This is a genomic window from Pseudomonas jessenii (assembly GCF_002236115.1).
Lineage (GTDB): Bacteria > Pseudomonadota > Gammaproteobacteria > Pseudomonadales > Pseudomonadaceae > Aquipseudomonas > Aquipseudomonas jessenii.
Genome location: NZ_NIWT01000002.1, coordinates 390958 through 415448, shown reverse-complemented (window position 1 = coordinate 415448; position 24491 = coordinate 390958). Strand labels below are relative to the sequence as shown.

21 protein-coding genes are annotated in these 24491 nt (G+C 59.4%); 6 read left to right on the top strand and 15 right to left on the bottom strand.

What is annotated here, in order from left to right:
* Positions 1-3: 3 nt before the first annotated feature.
* Positions 4-768 (top strand): uroporphyrinogen-III C-methyltransferase, encoded by a 765-nt coding sequence (gene cobA, locus PSJE_RS06580; protein ID WP_090454041.1) that lies wholly within the window; start codon positions 4-6, stop codon positions 766-768.
* Positions 769-841: 73 nt separating this feature from the next.
* On the opposite strand, the gene PSJE_RS06575 is transcribed toward cobA, so the two are convergent.
* From PSJE_RS06575 to ppsA, 8 genes are all read right to left on the bottom strand, one after another.
* Positions 842-1873 carry an OmpA family protein gene (locus PSJE_RS06575; protein ID WP_057715703.1) on the bottom strand — a complete coding sequence of 344 codons (1032 nt, stop codon included), beginning with the start codon at positions 1871-1873 and terminating at the stop codon, positions 842-844.
* 107 nt (positions 1874-1980) lie between these two features.
* Complete coding sequence (sigX, locus tag PSJE_RS06570) at positions 1981-2571, bottom strand: RNA polymerase sigma factor SigX (protein WP_015096065.1); 591 nt, start codon at positions 2569-2571, stop codon at positions 1981-1983.
* A 90-nt stretch (positions 2572-2661) separates the two neighbouring features.
* Positions 2662-3486 (bottom strand): mechanosensitive ion channel family protein, encoded by an 825-nt coding sequence (locus PSJE_RS06565; RefSeq protein WP_008048604.1) that lies wholly within the window; start codon positions 3484-3486, stop codon positions 2662-2664.
* A gap of 2 nt (positions 3487-3488) precedes the next feature.
* Positions 3489-3737, bottom strand: coding sequence for a hypothetical protein (locus PSJE_RS06560; RefSeq protein ID WP_008017601.1), 249 nt, complete (start codon positions 3735-3737; stop codon positions 3489-3491).
* A gap of 62 nt (positions 3738-3799) precedes the next feature.
* Positions 3800-4795, bottom strand: a complete 996-nt coding sequence (locus PSJE_RS06555; protein ID WP_057715704.1) for a zinc transporter ZntB — start codon at positions 4793-4795, stop codon at positions 3800-3802.
* 26 nt (positions 4796-4821) lie between these two features.
* On the bottom strand, positions 4822-5313 hold the full coding sequence (rraA, locus tag PSJE_RS06550) for a ribonuclease E activity regulator RraA (RefSeq protein ID WP_008027412.1): 492 nt from the start codon (positions 5311-5313) through the stop codon (positions 4822-4824).
* 120 nt (positions 5314-5433) lie between these two features.
* Entirely contained in the window at positions 5434-6423 is a 990-nt protein-coding gene (locus PSJE_RS06545) for an alpha/beta fold hydrolase (protein ID WP_090454039.1), read from the bottom strand.
* Positions 6424-6619: 196 nt separating this feature from the next.
* Positions 6620-8995, bottom strand: a complete 2376-nt coding sequence (gene ppsA, locus PSJE_RS06535) for a phosphoenolpyruvate synthase (RefSeq protein ID WP_090454035.1) — start codon at positions 8993-8995, stop codon at positions 6620-6622.
* A 174-nt stretch (positions 8996-9169) separates the two neighbouring features.
* On the opposite strand from ppsA, the gene ppsR reads away from it, so the two are divergent.
* Complete coding sequence (ppsR, locus tag PSJE_RS06525) at positions 9170-9988, top strand: posphoenolpyruvate synthetase regulatory kinase/phosphorylase PpsR (RefSeq protein ID WP_008048584.1); 819 nt, start codon at positions 9170-9172, stop codon at positions 9986-9988.
* A 117-nt stretch (positions 9989-10105) separates the two neighbouring features.
* On the opposite strand, the gene prpD is transcribed toward ppsR, so the two are convergent.
* From prpD to PSJE_RS06495, 6 genes are all read right to left on the bottom strand, one after another.
* Positions 10106-11590, bottom strand: coding sequence for a 2-methylcitrate dehydratase (prpD, locus tag PSJE_RS06520; protein WP_090454033.1), 1485 nt, complete (start codon positions 11588-11590; stop codon positions 10106-10108).
* A 196-nt stretch (positions 11591-11786) separates the two neighbouring features.
* Positions 11787-12977, bottom strand: coding sequence for a 2-methylaconitate cis-trans isomerase PrpF (gene prpF / locus PSJE_RS06515; RefSeq protein WP_090454031.1), 1191 nt, complete (start codon positions 12975-12977; stop codon positions 11787-11789).
* 66 nt (positions 12978-13043) lie between these two features.
* Entirely contained in the window at positions 13044-15638 is a 2595-nt protein-coding gene (gene acnD / locus PSJE_RS06510) for a Fe/S-dependent 2-methylisocitrate dehydratase AcnD (protein ID WP_057715708.1), read from the bottom strand.
* A 196-nt stretch (positions 15639-15834) separates the two neighbouring features.
* Entirely contained in the window at positions 15835-16962 is a 1128-nt protein-coding gene (gene prpC, locus PSJE_RS06505; RefSeq protein WP_090454029.1) for a bifunctional 2-methylcitrate synthase/citrate synthase, read from the bottom strand.
* Positions 16963-17123: 161 nt separating this feature from the next.
* On the bottom strand, positions 17124-18014 hold the full coding sequence (gene prpB / locus PSJE_RS06500; protein WP_008017616.1) for a methylisocitrate lyase: 891 nt from the start codon (positions 18012-18014) through the stop codon (positions 17124-17126).
* Positions 18011-18730 carry a GntR family transcriptional regulator gene (locus PSJE_RS06495; RefSeq protein WP_008048579.1) on the bottom strand — a complete coding sequence of 240 codons (720 nt, stop codon included), beginning with the start codon at positions 18728-18730 and terminating at the stop codon, positions 18011-18013. Before PSJE_RS06495 ends, prpB begins: the two co-directional genes overlap by 4 nt.
* A gap of 297 nt (positions 18731-19027) precedes the next feature.
* Between PSJE_RS06495 and rloA the strand changes: the two genes are divergently transcribed.
* The 4 genes from rloA (at position 19028) to pabB (ending at position 23653) form a co-directional block, all read left to right on the top strand.
* Positions 19028-19564: a retropepsin-like aspartic peptidase RloA gene (gene rloA, locus PSJE_RS06490; protein ID WP_046042906.1), complete on the top strand. Its 537-nt coding sequence runs from the start codon at positions 19028-19030 to the stop codon at positions 19562-19564.
* A 5-nt stretch (positions 19565-19569) separates the two neighbouring features.
* Complete coding sequence (rloB, locus tag PSJE_RS06485; protein WP_090454027.1) at positions 19570-21105, top strand: osmotic stress tolerance membrane protein RloB; 1536 nt, start codon at positions 19570-19572, stop codon at positions 21103-21105.
* On the top strand, positions 21105-22091 hold the full coding sequence (locus PSJE_RS06480) for an alpha-L-glutamate ligase-like protein (protein WP_057715712.1): 987 nt from the start codon (positions 21105-21107) through the stop codon (positions 22089-22091). The genes rloB and PSJE_RS06480 overlap by 1 nt, the downstream gene beginning before the upstream one ends.
* 218 nt (positions 22092-22309) lie before the next feature.
* Entirely contained in the window at positions 22310-23653 is a 1344-nt protein-coding gene (gene pabB, locus PSJE_RS06475) for an aminodeoxychorismate synthase component I (RefSeq protein WP_090454025.1), read from the top strand.
* 123 nt (positions 23654-23776) lie between these two features.
* Here the strand turns inward: pabB and thrH are convergent, their stop codons facing one another.
* Positions 23777-24394: a bifunctional phosphoserine phosphatase/homoserine phosphotransferase ThrH gene (thrH, locus tag PSJE_RS06470; RefSeq protein ID WP_090454024.1), complete on the bottom strand. Its 618-nt coding sequence runs from the start codon at positions 24392-24394 to the stop codon at positions 23777-23779.
* Positions 24395-24491 lie beyond the last annotated feature (97 nt).

Here is a 24491-nt window from a genome sequence, read left to right as displayed (position 1 = left end):
ACTATGAGTGCAAAAGTCTGGCTGGTAGGTGCGGGTCCAGGTGATCCGGAGTTGCTCACGTTGAAGGCGGTACGTGCCTTGCGCGAGGCAGATGTGGTGCTGATCGATGACCTGGTCAATGTCGCGGTACTCGAGCATTGCCCTGGGGTGCGGATCATTCCGGTGGGCAAGCGTGGCGGCTGCCGCTCTACCCCGCAAGCGTTCATCCATCGCCTGATGCTTCGTTATGCCCGGCAGGGTAAATGCGTAGCGCGGCTCAAGGGCGGCGATCCATGCATTTTCGGTCGCGGTGGTGAAGAGGCGCAGTGGCTGCGTGAGCGTGGGGTCGAAGCCGAGTTGGTCAACGGCATCACTGCCGGGCTGGCGGGGGCAACGCAATGCGATATTCCGCTGACTTTGCGCGGTGTAGCCCGTGGTGTCACGCTGGTCACCGCACACACCCAGGACGACAGCCAATTGAACTGGCAGGCACTGGCCCAAGGCGGAACGACGTTGGTGATTTACATGGGAGTGGCCAAGCTCGGTGAAATCCGTGAGCAGCTATTGGCCGGCGGCATGGCGACGGATACGCCCGTGGCCATGATTGAAAATGCCTCCTTGCCCCATCAACGGGAATGTCGGAGCACTCTCACAAACATGGATGAAGCGGCCTACAGATTCCAGCTGAAAAGCCCTGCCATACTGGTGATCGGTGCAGTGGCAGCCAGTGCAACTCAATCGCTGTGGGAGCGTGAATTGCCTGTGATGGCGGCAGATCAGTCAGCGTAGTTTCAACTATTTCACCAAATTGCAGACAAAGAAAAGCCCGGCCTGAGCCGGGCTTTTCAGAGCTGTGAGCTAATTACTTAGCTTGAGCTTCAACCTGCGCTTCTACGCGACGGTTAACTGCACGACCAGCGTCAGTTTTGTTGTCAGCAACTGGGCGGGATTCGCCGTAGCCAACAGACTGAACGCGGGACGATTCAACACCGTACTGGTTGGTCAGAACTTGTTTAACGGCGTTTGCACGACGCTCGGACAGTTTCTGGTTGTAAGCGTCAGGACCGACGGAGTCAGTGTGACCTTCAACAGTAGTGCTGGTGGATGGGTACTGCTTCATGAAGTCAGCCAGGTTCTTGATGTCGCCGTAGCTGTTTGGCTTGACTACCGACTTGTCGAAGTCGAACTTCACGTCCAGCTCAACACGAACAACTTCAGCAACTGCCGGGCAGCCGTCAGCGTCAACAGTTACGTTGGCTGGGGTGTCTGGGCACTTGTCAACGTTGTCGCAAACGCCATCGTTGTCGCTGTCAGAGCAAACTTCCGGAGCTGGAACTGGAGCAGCAGCTGGCTTGCTGCCGCCGCCGAAGTTCACACCGATACCGACGCTAGGAGCCCACTCGGTGTTGCCCTGGTCGATGTTGTACTGAGCTTCAACGCCAGCACGGGCGTAGAAGTTGTCGGTGAAGTACAGCTTGGCACCGCCGCCAACGTTGGCGAAGGTGGAACGGTTACGACCGTTCGAGCCGTTCTGGTCGATGCTCTGGTCGGAGAAACCGCCCGAGACGTAAGGACGCAGCATGTCGCCTGGGTTGTTGAAGTGGTACAGAGCGTCCAGAGCGGTGTTCGCGCCCTTAACGTTCTTGCCATCGTTTGCACGGGCATTGTGCACTTCGTCGTAGGCCAGACGCAGTTCAACGTCGTCTGTCAGGAAGTAACCGATCGAACCACCCGGCAGGATGCCGTCGTTCTTGAAGTTACGGTCGCTATCGAAATATTGCTTCTTTGCGTAGCCTTCGATTTCAACTGCGCCTTGGCCCTGTGCCAGAGCGCCGATGGAAGTGGCGGCAATAAGAGAACCAATGGCCAAGCCCAAGGTGTTTTTCAGTTTCATCCGTTAAATCCCCATCTGGTGATTGTGAAGCAGTCCCGCAAACCGGGGGACAACTCGGCGGCAAGTCTAACAGAACTTGCCTACACGTAAGAGATATTTGCGCTGAACTAAGTTTCAGCAATGCCTGCAAATTTCTCACGCAATTTATCTAGAGCGCGTTTGTACCGCATTTTTGTTGCGCTCAAACCCATATGCATGATGTCTGCGATTTCCTGAAACTCCAGCTCTGCGACAAATCGTAGCACCAGAATTTCACGATCAATCGGGTTCACATACACCAACCAGCGATCAAGTCCGCCTTTTTCCTCAGGTTTCGGCGTCTTTTCTTCGGACGCTTCCTCGAGGGGGTCAAGACTCAATGCGTCCATCAAGCGACGCTTTCGCCGTTCCTTCCGATACTGTGTGATGCACTCGTTGTACGTGATGCTATATAGCCACGTCTTGAACTTCGATTTACCTTCGAAGTTCTTCAGGCCATACAGCACCTTCAACATGACCTCCTGACAGACATCGTCTGCGTCGCGATCGTTCCCTAGATATCGTGCGCACACGTTAAATAATGTTCGCTGGTAACGCCGCATCAGTTCTTCATAGGCGCGTGTTACGTGAAACAGCTCGGTATGCGAGCGCGCGACCAACTCCTCATCAGAGAGCTCGCGGGGGTCGTAGCGCATGGATAACGATTGGGCTTTATTCAAAACAAGTCGGGCCGACAGTCAGGTCAATGTCCGCCGCAGCCAGCGTGAGCAGGCATTTTGCGGCGGCATACATTAGCAGGGTTTGCCGGGTTAGCGGCTACTCACATGCTGCTCAAGGAGGATCCGATTGGAAAGAGAGACTAGCTCACCCTCATCGGTCAGCAATGTGGTTTTAACCGTGCCGATCTCTTCGATCTGGCCTTCGACCTCGCCAACACGCACTTGTTGCCCAACCTGGTACAGCTCACGCACGTAGATTCCCGCAAGAATCTGGCCGGCAATTTCCCGGCTTCCCAACCCCATGGCCAGCGCTACTGCCAGACCAACGGTTATCAACACAATCACGATCACATGGTTCAGCAGGTCGGTCTTGACCTCCAACTGGCTGATCGCAACCGAAATACTGATGATGATCACCAGGCCCTGGGCAATCCGTCCAAGCCCTGAAGCATAGTCCAGCCCCACGCCTTCTGCCGCTCCGCGCACCAGCCCGTTGGCCAGTTGCGCCAGCAAGACACCGACCAGCAACACCAGCGCCGCGCCGAACACCTTCGGCAAATACAACGCAAGCATGTCCAGCGTAGCTGAAACTCGCTCAAGGCCAAGGGATTCTGCGGCAGAAACCAGAAAAATCAGCAGAACGAACCAATAGACGATTTTGCCGATCAGCGTCGAAATAGGAACTTGCAACCCTGCACGGGACAGCAATTTGGTCAGGCCGGTGCCACCCATCAAGCGATCAAGGCCCAGTTTGGCGAGCAACTTCGAGAGCAAGGTGTCCAGCAGTTTGGCCACGACAAAACCCAACAGCAGCACAACCAGTGCGCCGAACAGGTTCGGAATGAAGTTCGCAACCTTGGTCCACAACGCAGTCATTGCAGTGACGAGGCTCTGAGTCCAGAGATCAAGTTCCATATTCAATCAGCCTTATCAGCAGTGCGAGCAGTAGGTTTACGAAGACGGGATACCGGCGCGACATGGGCCGATCCGTTATTCAGGGCGATCATCAGTGCGGGCAACCAGCGCCCCAGCAGGCTGAACAGATCACCGGCGCCGACCTGGCGGTTGGCGGTTTTCAGCACACGCCCCAGGCACGCATCGTCGTCCCGGGTGGACGGTGAGGCGTTGAGCATGTCGCGTAAAGACTGTTCAAACGGATCGTGCATACGCACCTCTCGTGATGTCTGTGGGAGACGCGGTCAGTTTTGGTCGGGTCACATGGTTTCCCTCAGACCCAGCGCAAACGTCGGAACAACCACCACTGCCCCAGCGCCACCGAGACCATCATCAGGCAAGCGATCAGAAAGCCGTAAGGGCTGGCAGAGAATGGAATTCCACCGACGTTGATCCCCAAAAGCCCGGCCAGAAAACTCATCGGCAAAAAGATCCCGGTGATGATCCCGAAGCGATACATCGTGCGGTTCATGCGCACGCTCAAGCGACGGTCTTCAGCCTCCAGGACCAGCCCCACCCGCTCCCGGGTCAATTCCAGCTCTTCGAGGTAGCGGGTCAGGCTGTTGTTCAATTCGTTCCAGTAATCACCGTCATCCTCGACGAACCAGGGCAACTTGATTCGCGTCAACTGCCCGAAAATGTCCCGCTGCGGAGCCAGAAAGCGCTTCAACGCAGCCGCCCGGCGACGAATCTGCAAAACCGCCCCGTGCTCAGGAGTATACCGTTCGTCGGCATCCAGCTTTTCTTCTTCCTCATCGACCACTTCCGAGAGACAGCTGACCAGATCCTGCACCTTGTTGGTGAGGTACTGCGCCATGCAAAGGATGAGTTCGGAGGCAGTTTTCGGCCCCTTGCCCTCGGACAGTTGCACCAGCAACTCGTCAGTGGCACGCAAAGGACGCAAACGCAGGGAAATGACACGCTGGGCAGAGCCGAAAATCCGCACCGACACCATGTCTTCCGGTTCGGCGCCAGGGTTCAGATTGACCCCGCGCAAAAATAGCAGCAGTTCGCTGTCCGAAAGCTGCAAAAGTCGCGGACGGGTGTTTTCTTCAAGTAACAGGTCACAGCTGAATTCGCTCAGACCGCTGGATTTGCGCAACCAGGTCCGGGTTTGCGGATGACTGCGATCCCAGTGCAGCCACAGGCTTTCATGGGCCTGCAGCTGCAAGTCATCGAGTTCAGTCCGGGCAATCGAACGCGCACCGCCTTTACCGTCCAGCACCAGGGCATGCACCAGCCCCCATTGCGCGTTTTCTTCCTCGAACATCCGCACTCCTTTGGTCAACCGGCGCTTTATTCAGGCATTTTCAGCGGGCTGGGCGAGATGATCACGCCGTTGTTGTCCGCATAAATGTATTCGCCTGGACGGAACGTCACGCCGGCAAACGTCACCACAACGTTGAGATCGCCGAGCCCGCGCCTGTCGGATTTCCTCGGGTGGCTGGCGAGGGCCTGAACGCCCAGATCGGTCTGCGCGATGATATCGACGTCGCGGATGCAACCGTAGATCACCAGCCCTTCCCAACCGTTTTTCGCGGCTTTCTCGGCCAGCATGTCACCGAGCAACGCATGTCGCAGGGAACCGCCACCGTCTACCACCAGCACTTTGCCATTCCCCTTGAGCTCGACCTGCTCCTTGACCCGCGAGTTGTCTTCAAAGCATTTGATGGTCACGATTTCGCCGCCGAAGGAATCACGGCCGCCGAAATTGCTGAACATCGGTTCCAGCACCTGCACCAGCTCCGGATAGGCGTCGCACAGGTCAGGCGTGATGTAATGGTTCATCGAGAAACTCCTGTAAGAGGAAGACAATCGAGGATGTCGGAAAGTGACCAGAACAGCTCAATGCGTCATATCTTAGCCGCAAGCCGACCGGAGCGAAATGCCCTTGTCAGAGCGTCAGGCTCAGATCGCCGCGACCAAATCCTGTTGCGCTCCCGGCAAAGGTGTCTGTTGATCGGCCAACCAGCGCGTCACCAAAGGCCAGACTTCAGCCTGGGCTGCCTTGCTGACGAGCATTTCCACGTGACCGAAATTGTCGCCGAAGCCCTGCTCGCGCCCCAGGTTGATGAATTGCTTGTGCTCGGAACCGAACTGCTCGAACAGCTTGCGACACGCCCACGCAGGATCCTGATGATCACCCGCAGCGCTCACGGCAAGCACCGGCAACTTGACCTCGGCCAAACCCGCCCACCAGTTTTTATCGGCATCGCCAAAGCGCCCGAACAGACCGTACCAGCGCATGCCTTCCAGGGCCAGGCCGATGGGCTCGTCCTCCGGACCACGCTTGAGCCTTGAGCCGGACAACTGGGCAAAACGCTTGAGAATGAAGCGACCGCTCCACTCTACCGGCGGAATCTTCAATGGCCAGTAGGTGCGACTGACTTGTGTACCGAAAAACGCCGCCGAGGCCACGACCGGCTCACCGATGTACTCGCCACCCAGCGCTGCGGCCAGTGTAATACCGCCCAGTGAGTGACCGATCCAGTGTGGCACCTGCCCGCTCTGTTCGCGCACGAACGCGCCAATGGCCGGCAGGTCATAGCGTGCGTAGTCGGCAACACGGTTCTTGCGGTAGTCGTGGTTACGCTGGGACAGGCCGTGACCGCGCATTTCCGGAATCCAGACATCGAACCCCAGACGGGCCAGGTAAGCGCCCAACCCCAGGCCTTTGGGAGAAAACCAGAACCGGCGATTGGAAAAGCTGCCGTGCAGCAGGATCACCGGCACGCCACGGGAGGACGACTCATCGGCCATGCCAAGGCGTGTCACAGCCAATTCGACGGTGAAGTCGGGACTGTTACCGGGTTTCAAACGATACACATCTTCGCTCAGATCACCGCGCCGTTCGGCACTGATCAGGGCGACAGGAAATAGGTTGCTGCTGCTTTGCATAATCTCTTGCACAAAAAAGGGCGGCATCCAGATGGAGCCCGCCCTGCTTGAATCTCATAAAGACCGCTCCCTGTAGGAGCGAGCTTGCTCGCGATGGACGTCAACGATAACGCGTTCATCCTGGATAAACGCGGTGTCCTGAGGTTTTTCGCGAGCAAGCTCGCTCCTACAGAGAGAGCGGCCCGTTTACACCGGATCAGGCCGAAGCTTGACCTTCCGCCAGGAAGAACCAGGTTTCCAGTACGGAGTCAGGGTTCAACGAAACGCTTTCAATGCCCTGCTCCATCAGCCACTTGGCCAGGTCCGGGTGGTCCGAAGGACCCTGACCGCAGATACCGATGTATTTGCCGGCCTTGTTGCACGCGGCAATCGCATTGGCCAGCAGCTTCTTGACCGCCGGATTACGCTCGTCGAACAGGTGGGCGATGATGCCGGAGTCACGGTCCAGGCCCAGGGTCAGCTGGGTCAGGTCGTTGGAGCCGATGGAGAAACCGTCGAAGAATTCGAGGAACTCTTCAGCCAGGATGGCGTTGGACGGCAGTTCGCACATCATGATCACGCGCAGGCCGTTCTGGCCACGAGCCAGACCATTTTCCGCCAGCAGATCCACCACCTGGCTCGCTTCGCCCAGGGTACGGACGAACGGCACCATGATTTCGACGTTGGTCAGGCCCATCTCGTTGCGCACGCGCTTGAGGGCGCGGCATTCGAGCTCGAAGCAGTCGCGGAACGATTCGCTGATGTAACGCGAGGCACCGCGGAAGCCCAACATCGGGTTCTCTTCTTCCGGCTCGTATAGCTTGCCGCCGATCAGGTTGGCGTATTCGTTGGACTTGAAGTCCGACAGACGCACGATGACCTTTTTCGGCCAGAACGCAGCCGCCAGGGTGCTGATGCCTTCGACCAGTTTCTCGACGTAGAAGCCGACCGGATCGTTGTAGCCGGCGATGCGCTTGTCGACGCTTTCCTTGATGTCCAGCGGCAGGCCGTCGTAGTTCAGCAGTGCCTTGGGGTGCACGCCGATCATGCGGTTGATGATGAACTCCAGGCGGGCCAGGCCCACACCGGCGTTCGGCAGCTGTGCGAAGTCGAAGGCGCGGTCCGGGTTACCGACGTTCATCATGATCTTGAACGGCAGCTCAGGCATGGCGTCCACGGAGTTCTTCTTGATGTCGAAGCCCAGTTCGCCTTCGAAGATGAAACCGGTGTCGCCTTCAGCGCAGGAAACAGTCACGCCCTGGCCATCTTTCAACAGCTGGGTGGCGTTGCCGCAACCTACTACCGCTGGAATACCCAGCTCACGGGCGATGATCGCCGCGTGGCAAGTACGGCCGCCACGGTTGGTGACGATCGCGCTCGCGCGCTTCATGACCGGCTCCCAGTCCGGGTCGGTCATGTCGGAAACCAGTACGTCGCCTGGCTGGACCTTGTCCATCTCGGACACGTCCTTGATGATGCGCACCTTGCCGGCGCCGATGCGCTGGCCGATGGCGCGACCTTCCACCAGCACGGTGCCGGTTTCTTTCAACAGGTAACGTTCCATGACGTTGGCCTGGGTGCGGCTCTTCACGGTTTCCGGACGGGCCTGCACGATGTACAGCTTGCCGTCGTCACCGTCCTTGGCCCACTCAATGTCCATCGGGCACTGGTAGTGCTTCTCGATGATCATCGCCTGCTTGGCCAGTTCGCTGACTTCGGCGTCGGTCAGGCAGAAACGTGCGCGCTCAGCCTTGTCCACGTCGACGGTCTTGACCGAACGACCGGCCTTGGCCTCGTCGCCGTAGATCATCTTGATGGCTTTGCTGCCCAGGTTGCGGCGCAGGATCGCCGGGCGACCCGCGGCCAGCGTGCCTTTATGGACGTAGAACTCATCCGGGTTCACCGCGCCTTGTACGACGGTTTCACCCAGGCCGTAGGCGCCGGTGATGAACACCACGTCACGGAAGCCCGACTCGGTATCGAGGGTGAACATCACGCCGGCGGTGCCGGTTTCGGAACGGACCATGCGCTGCACGCCAGCGGACAGGGCAACCAGCTTGTGGTCGAAGCCCTGGTGCACGCGATAGGAAATGGCACGGTCGTTGAACAGCGAGGCGAACACCTCTTTGGCGGCGCGAATGACGTTTTCGACACCACGGATGTTCAGGAAGGTTTCCTGCTGGCCGGCAAAGGATGCGTCGGGCAAGTCTTCGGCAGTGGCGGAAGAACGCACGGCCACGGCCACGTCAGGGTTGCCGGCGGACAGCGTGGCGAACGCGGTACGAATTTCGGCATTCAGTTTTTCAGGGAACTCGGCTTCCATGATCCATTGGCGGATCTGGGCACCGGTCTTGGCCAGCGCATTCACGTCATCGACGTCCAGGGCATCGAGCGCATCGTGAATCTGCTGATTCAGGCCGCTCAGTTCCAGGAAATCACGATAAGCCTGAGCGGTCGTGGCGAAGCCACCGGGCACCGATACACCGGCACCTGCAAGGTTGCTGATCATCTCGCCCAGGGATGCGTTCTTGCCCCCCACATGCTCAACATCGTGTTTGCCGAGCTTATCGAGGGAAACTACGTACTCTACCAAGGTGATCTCTCCACTAACTGTGTTGGAAAAGCTCAGAAACCGGCTGCTTAAGTGAGCATTTGCCGGTTATATGGCCTGGACCTGGAAAATAAGTGAGAATGCGGGCCAATGGCGGCCGGCAAATCGCGCCTATCATATCCAAGATTCGTCACTAGCTTAAGGCCCAAGGTGCAAATGAAACGATCTGCTTTCTTTATCTCCGATGGTACCGGCATTACCGCCGAAACCCTGGGTCAAAGCCTTCTGGCGCAGTTCGAAAACATTACCTTCAGCAAAGTCACGCGGCCGTACATCGACAACGTGGACAAAGCGCGGGCCATGGTACAACAAATCAACAAAGCCGCCGAAACCGACGGCTTCCGTCCGATTATCTTCGACACCATCGTCAATCAGGACATTCGTGAGATTCTCGCAACCTCGAATGGTTTCATGATCGACATTTTCTCGACGTTCCTGGCACCGCTTGAACAGGAACTGACCGAGCATTCTTCCTATACCGTGGGCAAGTCCCACTCCATCGGCGCCAACACCAACTACATGGAGCGTATCGAGGCCGTTAACTTCGCCCTCGACAACGACGACGGCGCCCGCACGCACTATTACGACAAGGCCGACCTGATACTAGTGGGCGTGTCGCGATGTGGTAAGACGCCGACGTGCCTGTACATGGCGATGCAGTTCGGTATCCGTGCAGCCAACTACCCGCTGACCGAAGACGACATGGAGCGCCTGCAACTGCCGTCCGCCCTGCGCGCCCACCAGCACAAGCTGTTCGGCCTGACCATCGACCCGGACCGCCTTACCGCGATCCGCAACGAGCGCAAGCCCAACAGCCGCTATTCGAGCTACGCCCAGTGCGAGTTCGAAGTTCGCGAGGTGGAAAACCTGTTCCGCCGCGAGAACATTCCGAACATCAACTCCACGCACTTTTCCGTAGAAGAAATCTCCGCGAAGATTCTCGTGGAGAAAGGTGTGGAGCGGCGTTTCAAGTAGTTCTTTATTGCCTGTTCGGCCCTCATCGCGAGCAAGCTCGCTCCCACAGTTGATTTGTGTTCACCGCAGATCTCCTGTGGGAGCGAGCCTGCTCGCGATGAACGATAACGCGGTCTCCTAGATAACAAACAAATCCACAAACCGGTTTACCGGTGTCGCCTCAAGTTTCTGCTGATCCCTGCACAGTGCAAAAATCTCCTCGCTACGCTGCCCGGTGAATCGTGTCAGCAAGTTCGCCCTGAACTTGTCCTCCAGCAACGGAATGCCTTCGACCCGACGTCGACGATGCCCAATCGGGTATTCCACCACCACGTTTTCAGTACTCGACCCGTCCTTGAAAAACACCTGCACCGCGTTGGCAATGGAGCGCTTGTCGGACTCCAGATACTCACGGGTGAAACGCGGCTCCTCAACTATCACCATCTTGTCGCGCAGCACATCGATGATCGGATGCGCCTTGTGGAAATCATCTTCGTAATACTCGGCAACCAGATTGCCAAAGGCCAGCGGCACGGCAGTCATGTACTGGATGCAGTGATCGCGATCAGCGGCATTGGCCAGCGGGCCGACCTTGGAAATGATGCGAATCGCCGACTCGTGAGTGGTGATGACGATCCGGTCGATTTCGTGCAGACGATTGCGCACTTGCGGATGCAGGGTTACCGCCGCCTCACAGGCCGTTTGCGCATGGAACTCGGCCGGAAAACTGATCTTGAACAACACGTTTTCCATCACATAACTGCCGTACGGTCGCGAGAAACTGAACGCACGCTTGTCTTCAGGCTTGAGCGCCAGATCGTTGTTGGTGTGGCTGAACAATACGTCGTAAAACCCCCACTGCCTGGCACTCAACACACCGGGAATACCCATTTCGCCGCGCATCGCCATGTCCGCCAAACGCACGCCACGACTGGACGCATCCCCCGCCGCCCAGGATTTACGCGAACCGGCATTCGGCGCATGCCGATACGTGCGCAATGCCTGACCGTCAGCAAAGGCGTGAGACAACGCCGACAACAACTGCTCGCGATTGGCACCCATCAGCTTGGCGGTGACTGCGGTCGAGGCCACTTTCACCAGAATGACGTGATCGAGGCCGACACGGTTGAACGAGTTTTCCAGGGCAATCACGCCTTGAATCTCATGGGCCATGATCATCGCTTCAAGCACTGTACGCACGGTCAGCGGTGCCACACCATTAGCCAGGTGCTTTTGTGATAAATGGTCGGCTACCGCGAGAATACCGCCGAGGTTGTCCGACGGATGCCCCCACTCCGCCGCGAGCCAGGTGTCGTTGTAGTCGAGCCAGCGCACGATGCAGCCGATGTCCCACGCCGCCTTCACAGGATCGAGTCGGTAACTGGTCCCCGGCACCCGGGCGCCGAACGGCACGACAGTGCCTTCTACCACTGGCCCCAAATGCTTGGTGCACTCGGGAAAACGCAGGGCCAGCAGGCCGCAACCCAAGGTATCGATCAGACAGTTACGCGCAGTATCCAGCGCCTCTTTTGACTCGATCTTGTAGTTGAGGACGTAATCGGCAATGTCCTGCAGGACCTTGTCGTAGTCGGGGCGGTTGTTCAGGTCGACGTTGGCACTCATGTTCGATTCACTCTGCGGTGTTCGTTGATGGGACCTCGGTTCAGGGCAATCTCAGTCAATGACAAATTCTTATGATTGAAATGCAGGCCACTGTGGGAGCGAGCTTGCTCGAGATGGCGGTGCATCAGCCAGCACACGTATTGAATGTGTTGGCCCCATCGCGAGCAAGCTCGCTCCCACAGGTGTTTGGATGATCTTAGAAAGAATCACCCGGCACACGGACAAACCCTTCCATCAACACCCGTGCACTGCGGCTCATGATCGCTTTGTTCACGGTCCACTCGCCATTGACCTGGCTGGCCTCGGCGCCGACGCGCAAGGTACCGGACGGGTGGCCGAAGCGCACCGCGTTGCGTTCGATACCGCCTGCCGCGAGGTTAACCAGCGTACCGGTGATCGCTGCCGCCGTGCCGATTGCCACCGCAGCAGTACCCATCATCGCGTGGTGCAACTTGCCCATGGACAGTGCACGCACCAGCAGGTCGACATCACCCGCCGCAATGGCCTTACCACTGGACGATACGTAATCCGCCGGTTTGGCGACGAAGGCCACCTTCGGCGTGTGCTGCCGCTTGGCCGCTTCGTCGACGTTCGAGATCAGGCCCATGCGCAATGCCCCGTAGGCGCGGATGGTTTCGAACATCAGCAAGGCTTTCGGGTCGCCGTTGATCGCGCCCTGCAACTCGGTGCCCTTGTAGCCGATGTCTTCGGCATTGACGAAAATCGTCGGGATGCCGGCATTGATCATGGTCGCCTTGAAGGTGCCGACGCCGGGCACTTCCAGGTCGTCCACCAGGTTGCCGGTAGGGAACATCGAACCGCCGCCGCCCTCTTCGTCCGCCGCCGGATCGAGGAACTCGATCTGCACTTCGGCCGCCGGGAAGGTCACGCCGTCGAGTTCGAAATCGCCGGTTTCCTGTACTTCACCATTGGTGATCGGCACGTGGGCGATGATGGTCTTGCCAATGTTGGCCTGCCACACGCGAACCACCGCCACGCCGTTGTGCGGGATGCGGCTGGCGTCCACCAGGCCATTGCTGACGGCGAACGAACCGACCGCCGCCGACAGGTTGCCGCAGTTGCCGCTCCAATCCACGAAGGGCTTGTCGATGGACACCTGACCGAACAGGTAATCGACATCGTGATCGGCCTTGATGCTTTTCGACAGGATCACGGTTTTGCTGGTGCTGGAAGTCGCGCCACCCATGCCGTCGATTTGTTTGTCATACGGGTCGGGGCTGCCGATCACCCGCAGCAGCAAAGCATCGCGGGCCTGGCCCGGGACCTGTGCAGCTTCAGGTAAATCCTTCAGGCTGAAAAACACGCCTTTGCTGGTGCCGCCGCGCATGTATGTCGCTGGAATTTTGATCTGCGGTGCATGAGCCATGGTGCTCGTTACTCCTAATCTGAAAGCAGATACGGGACTTGAAGTCCCGTATCTGTACTGCGCGTGTTAAACGGCAACCGCCGACTCTTCGAGGAAGTCCTGGGCGAAGCGTTGCAGCACGCCACCGGCTTCGTAGATCGACACTTCTTCAGCAGTGTCGAGGCGGCAGGTCACCGGCACATCGACGCGCTCGCCATTCTTGCGATGGATCACCAGGGTCAGCTCGGCACGCGGGGTGCGGTCGCCAATCACGTCGTAGGTTTCGCTGCCGTCGATGGCCAGGGTGTGGCGGTTGGTGCCCGGCTTGAATTCCAGCGGCAACACGCCCATGCCCACCAGGTTGGTGCGGTGAATGCGCTCGAAACCTTCGGCGGCAATCGCTTCCACACCCGCCAGGCGCACGCCCTTGGCCGCCCAGTCGCGGGACGAACCCTGACCGTAGTCGGCACCTGCGATGATGATCAGCGGCTGCTTGCGATCCATGTAGGTTTCGATGGCTTCCCACATGCGCATCACTTTGCCTTCCGGCTCGACGCGGGCCAGCGAGCCCTGCTTGACCTTGCCGTTTTCCAGAACCATTTCGTTGAACAGTTTCGGGTTGGCGAAGGTTGCGCGCTGCGCAGTCAAATGGTCGCCCCTATGAGTCGCGTAGGAGTTGAAGTCCTCTTCCGGCAGGCCCATTTTCGCCAGGTATTCGCCCGCGGCGCTGTCGAGCATGATGGCGTTGGACGGCGACAGGTGATCGGTGGTGATGTTGTCCGGCAGCACCGCCAGCGGGCGCATGCCCTTGAGCGGACGGGCGCCGGCCAGTGCGCCTTCCCAGTACGGCGGACGGCGGATGTAGGTGCTCATCTCGCGCCACTCGTACAGCGGCGCGACTTTGGGACCGGTGTCTTCGTGGATGGCGAACATCGGGATGTAGACCTGACGGAACTGCTCAGGCTTGACCGAGGCTTTCACCACAGCGTCGATTTCTTCGTCGCTCGGCCAGATGTCCTTCAGGCGGATTTCCTTGCCGTCGACAACGCCCAGCACATCTTTTTCGATGTCGAAACGGATGGTACCGGCGATGGCGTAAGCGACCACCAGTGGCGGCGACGCGAGGAACGCCTGCTTGGCGTACGGGTGAATCCGGCCGTCGAAGTTACGGTTACCGGACAACACAGCAGTGGCGTACAGGTCACGGTCGATGATCTCTTGCTGGATCACCGGGTCCAGTGCGCCGGACATGCCGTTGCAGGTGGTGCAGGCGAAGGCCACGACGCCGAAACCGAGCTGTTCCAGCTCATCGGTCAAACCGGCTTCATCGAGGTACAGCGCCACGGTTTTGGAGCCCGGTGCCAGGGACGACTTGACCCACGGCTTGCGGGTCAGGCCGAGCTTGTTGGCATTGCGCGCCAGCAGGCCGGCAGCGATCACGTTGCGCGGGTTGCTGGTGTTGGTGCAGCTGGTGATGGCGGCGATGATCACCGCGCCGTCCGGCATTTGCCCCGGCACATCGTCCCACTGACCGGAGATGCCTTTGGCGGCCAGATCCGAAACCGCCACACGGGCGTGCGGGTTGCTCGGGCCAGCCATGTTACGCACTACCGAGGACAGGTCGAACGTCAGGCCGCGCTCGTATTGCGCGCCTTTGAGGCTGTCAGCCCACAGGCCGACCTGCTTGGCGTAGTTCTCGACCAACTGCACCTGCTCGTCTTCACGGCCGGTGAGCTTGAGGTAGTCGATGGTCTGCTGGTCGATGTAGAACATCGCCGCGGTGGCGCCGTATTCCGGGGCCATGTTGGAGATGGTCGCGCGGTCGCCGAGGGTCAGCGCCGCAGCACCTTCACCGAAGAATTCCAGCCACGCGCCAACCACTTTTTGCTTGCGCAGGAACTCGGTCAGCGCCAGCACCATGTCGGTGGCGGTGATGCCCGGCTGCAGCTTGCCGGTCAGCTCGACGCCGACGCTTTCCGGCAGACGCATCCACGATGCGCGGCCGAGCATTACGCTTTCGGCTTCCAGACCACCGACACCGATGGCGATCACGCCCAACGCATCGACGTGCGGGGTGTGGCTGTCGGTGCCGACGCAGGTATCAGGGAAGGCCACGCCGTCACGCACCTGGATCACCGGAGACATTTTCTCCAGGTTGATCTGGTGCATGATGCCGTTGCCCGGCGGGATCACGTCGACGTTCTTGAACGCCTTCTTGGTCCAGTTGATGAAGTGGAAACGGTCTTCGTTGCGACGGTCTTCGATGGCGCGGTTCTTCTCGAACGCTTCCGGATCGAAGCCACCGCGCTCGACGGCCAGGGAGTGGTCGACGATCAGTTGGGTCGGCACCACCGGGTTCACTTGCGCCGGATCACCGCCCTGCAGGGCGATGGCGTCACGCAGGCCGGCGAGGTCGACCAGCGCGGTCTGGCCGAGAATGTCGTGGCACACCACGCGGGCCGGGAACCACGGGAAGTCGAGGTCGCGCTTGCGCTCGATGAATTGCTTCAGGGATTCGGTGAGCGTGGCCGGGTCGCAGCGACGCACAAGGTTTTCCGCCAGTACACGGGAGGTGTACGGCAGGGTGTCGTAGGCGCCAGGCTGGATCGCCTCGACCGCTGCGCGGACATCGAAGTAATCCAGGTGGCTGCCGGGCAGCGGTTTACGAAATTGTGTGTTCATCGTCAGGACTCGGTCACGGTAGTTACAAAAGGTGGGGCCTGGCACCAGACTTGAAGTGAACACAATCCACTGTGGGAGCGAGCTTGCTCGCGATGGCGTGTCAGTCGACACCAATGTGAATGACACTCCATCGCGAGCAAGCTCGCTCCTACAGGGATCTGCGTTGCATTCAGATCCCGGTGCCGGCCGCCACCATTCAGCGTTGTTCGATTGGTACGAACTTGCGCTGCTCAACGCCGGTGTATTCGGCGCTTGGACGGATGATGCGGTTGTTGGCACGTTGTTCGTACACGTGGGCGGCCCAGCCGGTCAGGCGCGAGCAGACGAAGATCGGTGTGAACAACTTGGTCGGGATGCCCATGAAGTGGTACGCCGAGGCATGGTAGAAGTCGGCGTTCGGGAACAGTTTCTTCTGCTCCCACATGGTCTTGTCGATGGCTTCGGACACCGGGAACAACACCTTGTCACCCACTTCGTCAGCAAGCTTTTTCGACCAGCCCTTGATCACCTCGTTACGCGGATCGTTGTCCTTATAGATCGCGTGGCCGAAGCCCATGATCTTGTCCTTGCGCTCGAGCATGCCGAGGGTGCCCTTGATCGCGTCTTCCGGCGACGAGAAACGCTCGATCATTTCCATCGCCGCTTCGTTGGCGCCACCGTGCAGCGGACCGCGCAGCGAGCCGATGGCCGCGGTGATGCACGAATACAGGTCGGACAGGGTCGAGGCGCAAACACGTGCGGTGAAGGTCGACGCGTTGAACTCGTGCTCCGCGTAGAGGATCAGCGAAACGTTCATCACCTTGACGTGCAGCTCGCTCGGCTTCTTGCCGTGCAGCAGGTGCAGGAAGTGGCCGCCGATGGACTGCTCGTCACTCACGCAATCGATGCGCTTGCCTTCGTGGCTGAAGCGATACCAGTAGGTCATGATCGCCGGGAACGCGGCCAGCAGGCGGTCGGTCTTGTCGTGTTGCTCGGAGAAGTTGCTCTCCGGCTCCAGGTTGCCCAGGAACGAGCAGCCAGTGCGCATCACGTCCATCGGGTGGGCGTCGGCGGGGATGCGTTCCAGCACTTCTTTGAGCGCTTGCGGCAGGTCGCGCAGCTTGCTCAGTTTGGCAACGTAGGCTGCCAGTTGCGCCTTGCTCGGCAGTTCGCCGTACAGCAGCAGGTAAGCAACTTCTTCGAACTGTGCGTCAGCCGCCAGTTCACGTACGTCATAACCACGATAGGTCAGACCGGCACCCGACTGGCCCACGGTGGACAGTGCGGTTTGCCCGGCTACCTGGCCACGGAGCCCGGCGCCACTGAGTACTTTTGCTTCGGCCATTGCTGTCTCCAATTCTTGAATTTTTTAGGGAAACCAATCTTTCATCTGTAGGAGCGAGCTTGCTCGCGATGGACGCCGATGATGACGCGGGAAAACTGATACCCCGCGGTGTATGGCCCACCATCGCGAGCGAACTCGCTCCTACAGGTACACGGTGTTCATTATTTTTTCGCGGCGAACAACGCATCGAGCTTCTGCTCGAAGGTGTGGTAGTCGATGCGATCGTAAAGTTCCATGCGAGTCTGCATGGTGTCGATGACGTTCTGTTGCGTGCCATCGCGACGGATCGCGGTGTAGACGTTTTCCGCAGCCTTGTTCATGGCACGGAACGCCGACAGCGGGTACAGCACCAGCGATACGTCGGCAGCGGCCAGCTGTTCGGTGGTGTACAGCGGCGTCGCGCCGAATTCGGTGATGTTGGCCAGGATCGGCGCTTTCACGCGATTGGCGAACAGCTTGTACATTTCCAGCTCAGTGATGGCTTCCGGGAACACCATGTCAGCGCCGGCCTCGATGCACGCGGCGGCGCGATCCAGGGCAGACTCCAGACCTTCCACCGCCAGGGCGTCGGTACGGGCCATGATCACGAAGCTGTCATCGGTACGGGCATCGACGGCCGCTTTGATGCGGTCGACCATTTCCTGCTGGGTCACGATTTCCTTGTTAGGACGGTGACCGCAGCGCTTGGCGCCGACCTGGTCTTCGATGTGAATCGCCGCCGCGCCGAACTTGATCATCGACTTCACGGTACGGGCGACGTTGAACGCCGAGGAACCGAAACCGGTGTCCACATCCACCAGCAGCGGCAGGTCGCAAACATCGGTGATGCGGCGCACGTCGGTCAGCACGTCATCCAGGCCGGTGATGCCCAGGTCCGGCACGCCGAGGGAGCCGGCAGCCACCCCGCCACCCGACAGGTAGATCGCCTTGAAACCGGCGCGCTTGGCCAGCAGCGCATGGTTGGCGTTGATCGCGCCGACCACTTGCAATGGATGCTCGCTGGCGACCGCATCGCGGAAACGCTGGCCTGGAGTGCTCTTGTTCAAACTCATGACTCACCTCGTTTGGCTGTCGGGTTAGCGCCGTCCTGGTAATGACGGGCGATGTTGCGTTTGGAGGCGCCGATGTGACGGCGCATCAACAACTCGGCCAGTTCACCGTCACGGTCGGCGATGGCATCGAGAATTCGGTGGTGCTCGGCAAACGCCTGGTGCGGGCGATTGGGCGTGGTGGAAAACTGGATGCGGTACATGCGCACCAGTTGATACAGCTCGCCGCAGAGCATTTGGGTCAGCGTACGGTTGCCGCTGCCCTGGATGATTCGGTAGTGGAAGTCGAAATCGCCTTCCTGCTGGTAGTAGCCTCTCCCGGCCTGAAACGCCTCATCGCGTTCGTGGGTTTCCAGGACCCGACGCAGCTCGTCGATTTCTTCGAGGCTCATGCGCTCGGCGGCCAGGCGACAGGCCATGCCTTCCAGGGATTCGCGGATTTCGTATAGCTCAATCAGTTCGGCGTGATTGAGCGACACCACCCGTGCGCCGACATGCGGCACGCGAACCAGCAGGCGCTGGCCTTCCAGACGGTGGATGGCCTCGCGCAACGGGCCACGGCTGATGCCGTAGGTGCGCGCCAGTTCCGGTTCGGAGATTTTGCTGCCCGGCGCGATATCGCCTTTGACGATAGCCGCCTGAATGCGTCGGAAGACGTTCTCGGAAAGCGTCTCCGTATCGTCTTGCGTAGAAACCGGGGGATCGAGTTGATCCAGCATATTGTCGACACCTTGTAAGCCAGTGCCGCAAAAACTATCGAATAGTGGCGACACAGTCAAAGTATAAATCGATATTGTCGACAATCTTCTGATAACCGGTTGCACCATTACGAAGCAACCGGCCTATTTATAGCCACCGGCCAGCGCTGGCGCCATCAAACCACCGTGCTAGAATGCCGCCCGCATTTGTTTGTCACATCTGCACTGCCTGTCATAAAAACCTGACAGGCATACGAGGGAGCTTGCGCAGCGATGCCAGGGCCTTGAATCAAGTCGGACCGCTGCGCATCAGGATTTATGAGACTCAAGCCCTTCCCCACCTTCCTTTATTTCCTTTGCCTGCCCGGTTTCGCAATGGCCGGGGAAAAGACCGTGTATGGCCTTAACGAGTACGCATCGCTCAATGGCATCGATCTGGAAGTGGCGGCCAAACTCGACACCGGGGCGAAAACCGCCTCCCTGAGTGCACGGGATATCAAACGTTTCAAACGCAACGGCGAGTCGTGGGTGCGCTTTTACCTGGCCATCGACGCCGCCCATTCGCACCCGATCGAACGCCCGCTGGCCCGTGTCAGCAAGATCAAGCGCCGGGCCGGCGACTACGATCCGGAGGAAGGCAAGAAGTACACCGCTCGCCCGGTGATCGAACTGGACATCTGCATGGGCTCGGCCCTGCGCAGCATCGAAGTGAACCTGACCGACCGCAGCGCTTTCCAATACCCGCTACTGATTGGCTCCGAAGCCCTCAAACGTTTCGATGCTCTGGTTGACCCCAGCCTTAAATATGCTGCCGGCAAACCTGCCTGCACCACCGACGCTCATACCGCCGAGTAATTCAAATGCGCTCTCTTACCCTTCACCTGAAACTGCTGATCGCCATCCTGGTGGTGCTGGGCATTTCAGTTACGGCCTATCAGATCTTCGTGCTGGGCATCCCGGTGACCGAAGACGCCACCGACGACCTGTGGAACATCGACGCCAAGGTCGAGTTCGTCGCCAGTGCCAAGGATCCGGTCAAGATCCAGATGTTCGTGCCTCCGCTGAGCCGCGACTTCGTGAGCCTCAACGAGAGCTTCATCTCCAACAACTACGGCGTGGCCGTGAACCGGGTCGACGGCAACCGCAAGGTCACTTGGTCGGCACGCCGGGCCAAAGGCAATCAGACGCTGTATTACCGCCTGGTGCTGACCAAGCGTTATTCCGGTGAGAAAGCCAAGATCAAAGGCCCGACCTTTCGCGACAGCATGACCATCGAAGGCCCGGAAAAAATCGCCGCCGAAGCCCTGCTCGCACCGATTCGCCAACACTCGGCCGATGTCGAAACTTTCGTCGGCGAAGCCATCAAGCGGGTCAACAACCTCAACGACGACAACGTGAAGCTGCTGCTGGCTGGTGACCCATCCGCGGCGCACAAGGCGAAAGTCGTCGAGCTGCTGCTGTCCATCGCCCATGTGCCGATCGAGAAGGTCCACACCATCCGCCTGGTGGCCGACCAGCCGCAAATGCCGGAACTGTGGCTGCGCAGTTTCAATGGCACCGACTGGCTGTACTTCAACCCGGAAACAGGTGAACAGGGCCTGCCGACCGACCGCCTGCTGTGGTGGACCGGCGACGAAAACCTAATCACCGTCGATGGTGGCAAGAAAGCCAACGTGACCTTCAGCCTGAACAACAGCGAAATGAACGCCATTCGCCTGGCCAAGCTGACCGACGAAAACACCGACGCCAATTTCCTCGAGTACTCGCTGTACGGCCTGCCGCTGCAAACCCAGCAGACCTTCATGATCATGGTGATGATCCCGATCGGCGTGCTGGTGATCCTGATCCTGCGCAACCTGATCGGCATCCAGACCCTGGGCACTTTCACCCCGGTGCTGATCGCCCTGGCCTTCCGCGAAACCCAGCTCGGCTTCGGTATCGTGCTGTTTACCATCATCACGGCGCTGGGCTTGTCGCTGCGCTCCTATCTCGAACACCTGAAACTGCAAATGCTGCCGCGGCTGTCGGTGGTGCTGACGTTCGTGGTGGTGCTGATTGCGGCCATCAGTCTGCTCAGCCATAAACTCGGCCTGGAACGCGGTTTGTCGGTGGCGCTGTTCCCGATGGTGATCCTGACCATGACCATCGAACGCCTGTCGATCACCTGGGAAGAGCGCGGCGGTGGCCATGCCATGAAAGTGGCCGTCGGCACGCTGTTCGCCGCGTCCCTGGCGCATCTGATCATGAGCGTGCCGGAACTGGTGTACTTCGTGTTCACTTTCCCGGCGATCCTGCTGATCCTGGTGGGCTTCATGCTGGCCATGGGTCGTTATCGCGGTTACCGCCTGACCGAACTGGTGCGCTTCAAGGCCTTCCTGAAAAAGGCTGACGCCTGATGTTCGGCCTCTGGAAGACCTGGAAGGCCCTGGAAGCCCGGGGCATCATGGGGATCAATCGGCGCAACGCAGACTACGTGCTCAAATACAACAAGCGCAGCCTGTACCCGATCGTCGATGACAAGATCATCACCAAGGAACGCGCCATCGCCGCCGGCATCCATGTGCCCGAACTGTATGGCGTGATCTCCACCGAGAAGGAAATCGACAATCTCGAAGAGATCATCGGCGCACGCAATGACTTCGTGATCAAACCGGCCCAGGGCGCTGGCGGAGATGGCATCCTGGTCATCGCCGACCGCTTTGAAGGGCGTTATCGCACGGTGTCCGGCCGGATCATCAGCCATGAAGAAATCGAACACCAGGTTTCCAGCATCCTGACCGGCCTGTATTCCCTGGGCGGTCACCGCGACCGGGCGCTGATCGAATACCGCGTGATTCCGGACCAGATCTTCAAGAGCATCAGTTACGAAGGCGTGCCGGACATTCGCATCATTGTTTTGATGGGCTACCCGGTGATGGCCATGTTGCGCCTGCCGACGCGCCAGTCCAACGGCAAGGCCAACCTGCACCAGGGCGCCATCGGCGTCGGTGTGGACCTGGCCACCGGCCTGACCCTGCGCGGCACCTGGCTGAACAACATCATCAACAAACACCCGGACACCACCAATGCAGTGGATGGCGTGCAACTGCCCTACTGGGACGGTTTCATGAAACTCGCCGCTGGTTGCTATGAGTTGTGCGGCCTGGGCTACATCGGTGTCGACATGGTTCTGGACCAGGAAAAAGGCCCGCTGATTCTGGAGCTCAACGCCCGGCCGGGGCTGAATATCCAGATTGCCAATGACTGCGGCCTGACGTTGCGCACTCATGCGGTCGAGGCGCGGCTGGAAGACCTGAAGGCGCGCGGCGTGAGTGAATCGGTCGAAGAACGCGTGGCGTTTGTGCAGGAGATGTTTGGGCATATTCCTGCGGTCGAGGGCTGAGGCCCTTCTCTTGCTCGCGATGAACTGAGGCCCATCGATTGTAGGAGCGAGCTTGCTCGCGATGAACCTGAAAACACTGTGGGGGGTCAGGCATACAGCGTTATCGTTGACGACCATCGCGAGCGAGCTCGCTCCTACAGCAATCAATCCCCTCTAGGAGCAATTCTCCGAGGGGACTACAATCGCCACCCCGCCTCGATGGCTGACTTCCCCCGCCCATGTTGACCTGTTCCGTACACCCGCTGCCCTATCGCGCCAACCCCGCCGAATATTTCGCGGCGATTCGCCATGCGCCCGGTGCCGTCCTGCTCGACAGTGGCCGCCCCAGCGCCGACCGCGGTCGCTATGACCTGCTCAGCGCCTGGCCACTGGAACAACTGACGGTGTCGCCCGACGAAAGTGGCGATGCTTTCCTGCAACGCCTGCGCGACAACCTGACACGCCTGGGCGAAGCCATTCTGCCGGCAGATTATGAGTTGCCGTTTGCCGGTGGGTTGATCGGTTACCTGAGTTACGACTTCGGCCGACATCTGGAGCGCCTGCCGAGCCAGGCCAGTGATGACCTGCATCTGCCTGATGCGCGCTTCGGCTTGTACGGCTGGGCCTTGATCAGCGATCACCTTTCGCAGACCAGTCAATTGGTGTTCCACCCGACCCTGCCCGACAGCGAGCGTCAGCGCCTGATCGAACTGTTCAGCCAGCCTGAGCCGCAAGCGAGCGCGCCCTTCAAGCTGCTCACCCCGATGACTGCCGACTTGAGCGCCGATGAGTATCAACAGGCCATCGAGCGCATCCAGCAGTACATTCAGGCCGGCGACTGCTATCAGGTCAATTTCGCCCAACGGTTTCGCGCACCCTGCCTGGGTGATCCGTGGGCCGCTTACTGTGCGCTACGCGCTGCTTGCCCGACGCCTTTTTCCGGTTTCCAGAACTTGCCTGATGGCGATGCCGTACTCAGCCTGTCGCCTGAACGCTTCGTCAAAGTCAGCCAGGGCCATGTGGAAACCCGCCCGATCAAGGGCACTCGCCCCCGGGGCCTGACGCCCGAGCAGGACGCCGCGAACGCCGCCGAATTGCTGGCCAGCCCCAAGGACCGCGCGGAAAACCTGATGATTGTCGACCTGCTGCGCAACGACCTCGGTCGCACCTGCCGCACAGGCTCGGTACGGGTGCCGGAATTGTTCAGCCTGGAAAGCTATCCGAACGTGCACCACCTGGTGAGCAGCGTCACCGGTGAACTGGCGGATGAGCGCGATGCCCTGGACCTGATCGCCGGCAGCTTCCCCGGCGGCTCGATTACCGGCGCGCCAAAGATTCGTGCCATGCAGATCATCGACGAACTGGAGCCGACCCGGCGCGGCCTGTATTGCGGTTCGTTGCTGTACCTGGACGTACGCGGCGAAATGGACAGCTCCATCGCCATCCGTAGTTTGCTGGTCAAGGACGGGCAGGTGTGTTGCTGGGGCGGTGGCGGGATTGTCGCGGACTCGCAGTGGCAGGCTGAGTATCAGGAGTCGATTACCAAGGTGAAGGTACTGCTCGATACGCTGCAGAACCTCTGACCACCCCCATCACTGTAGGAGCGAGCTTGCTCGCGATGAACCTGAAAACGCCGCGGGGTGTCAGTCTTGCCGCGTTATCGTTGACGACCATCGCGAGCAGGCTCGCTCCTACAGGGAATGTGATTACAAGCTCAGGGTCCGGTTTGATGCCTTGATGAACTCCTGCTTCAACGCTTCAAACGTGTGCACCGCCGGGAACTGCGGGAACTGCGCAATCACGTTATCCGGCGCATGGAACAGAATCCCGGCATCGGCCTCGCCCAGCATCGTGGTGTCGTTGTAGGAATCCCCCGCCGCGATCAACCGGTAGTAGAGGCTCTTGAAGGCCAGGACCGACTGACGCTTGGGATCTTTCTGACGCAGTTGATAGTCAGTGACTCGCCCAGTGTCGTCAGTAATCAGGCGATGGCAGAGCAAGGTGGGGAAGCCCAGCTGACGCATCAGCGGCTGGGAGAACTCATAGAAGGTGTCCGACAGGATCACCACCTGGAAGCGCTCGCGCAGCCAGTCGACGAACTCGATGGCGCCATCGAGCGGCTTGAGCGTGGCGATCACTTCCTGAATGTCGGAGAGCTTCAGGCCGTGCTCGTCGAGAATTCGCAGGCGCTGCTTCATCAGCACGTCGTAGTCGGGAATGTCCCGGGTAGTGGCCCTGAGGGATTCGATCCCGGTTTTTTCGGCGAAGGCGATCCAGATTTCCGGAACCAGCACACCTTCAAGATCCAGACAGGCAATTTCCACAAGACACTCCCATTTGTATTGATTATTGAGTCGAGCGAGCAAAAAGACTGCCGAACTCTAGCGATTCGGGCCTGCCCGCGCAACGCAGAGGATGCCC

Excerpts from the sequence above, each read along its gene's own strand:
- cobA (WP_090454041.1), top strand. The coding sequence starts at position 4 with ATGAGTGCAAAAGTCTGGCTGGTAGGTGCGGGTCCAGGTGATCCGGAG.
- PSJE_RS06575 (WP_057715703.1), bottom strand. The coding sequence starts at position 1,873 with ATGAAACTGAAAAACACCTTGGGCTTGGCCATTGGTTCTCTTATTGCC.
- PSJE_RS06565 (WP_008048604.1), bottom strand. The coding sequence starts at position 3,486 with ATGGAACTTGATCTCTGGACTCAGAGCCTCGTCACTGCAATGACTGCG.
- PSJE_RS06560 (WP_008017601.1), bottom strand. The coding sequence starts at position 3,737 with ATGCACGATCCGTTTGAACAGTCTTTACGCGACATGCTCAACGCCTCA.
- PSJE_RS06555 (WP_057715704.1), bottom strand. The coding sequence starts at position 4,795 with ATGTTCGAGGAAGAAAACGCGCAATGGGGGCTGGTGCATGCCCTGGTG.
- rraA (WP_008027412.1), bottom strand. The coding sequence starts at position 5,313 with ATGAACCATTACATCACGCCTGACCTGTGCGACGCCTATCCGGAGCTG.
- PSJE_RS06545 (WP_090454039.1), bottom strand. The coding sequence starts at position 6,423 with ATGCAAAGCAGCAGCAACCTATTTCCTGTCGCCCTGATCAGTGCCGAA.
- ppsR (WP_008048584.1), top strand. The coding sequence starts at position 9,170 with ATGAAACGATCTGCTTTCTTTATCTCCGATGGTACCGGCATTACCGCC.
- prpD (WP_090454033.1), bottom strand. The coding sequence starts at position 11,590 with ATGAGTGCCAACGTCGACCTGAACAACCGCCCCGACTACGACAAGGTC.
- prpF (WP_090454031.1), bottom strand. The coding sequence starts at position 12,977 with ATGGCTCATGCACCGCAGATCAAAATTCCAGCGACATACATGCGCGGC.
- acnD (WP_057715708.1), bottom strand. The coding sequence starts at position 15,638 with ATGAACACACAATTTCGTAAACCGCTGCCCGGCAGCCACCTGGATTAC.
- prpC (WP_090454029.1), bottom strand. The coding sequence starts at position 16,962 with ATGGCCGAAGCAAAAGTACTCAGTGGCGCCGGGCTCCGTGGCCAGGTA.
- prpB (WP_008017616.1), bottom strand. The coding sequence starts at position 18,014 with ATGAGTTTGAACAAGAGCACTCCAGGCCAGCGTTTCCGCGATGCGGTC.
- PSJE_RS06495 (WP_008048579.1), bottom strand. The coding sequence starts at position 18,730 with ATGCTGGATCAACTCGATCCCCCGGTTTCTACGCAAGACGATACGGAG.
- rloA (WP_046042906.1), top strand. The coding sequence starts at position 19,028 with ATGAGACTCAAGCCCTTCCCCACCTTCCTTTATTTCCTTTGCCTGCCC.
- rloB (WP_090454027.1), top strand. The coding sequence starts at position 19,570 with ATGCGCTCTCTTACCCTTCACCTGAAACTGCTGATCGCCATCCTGGTG.
- PSJE_RS06480 (WP_057715712.1), top strand. The coding sequence starts at position 21,105 with ATGTTCGGCCTCTGGAAGACCTGGAAGGCCCTGGAAGCCCGGGGCATC.
- pabB (WP_090454025.1), top strand. The coding sequence starts at position 22,310 with ATGTTGACCTGTTCCGTACACCCGCTGCCCTATCGCGCCAACCCCGCC.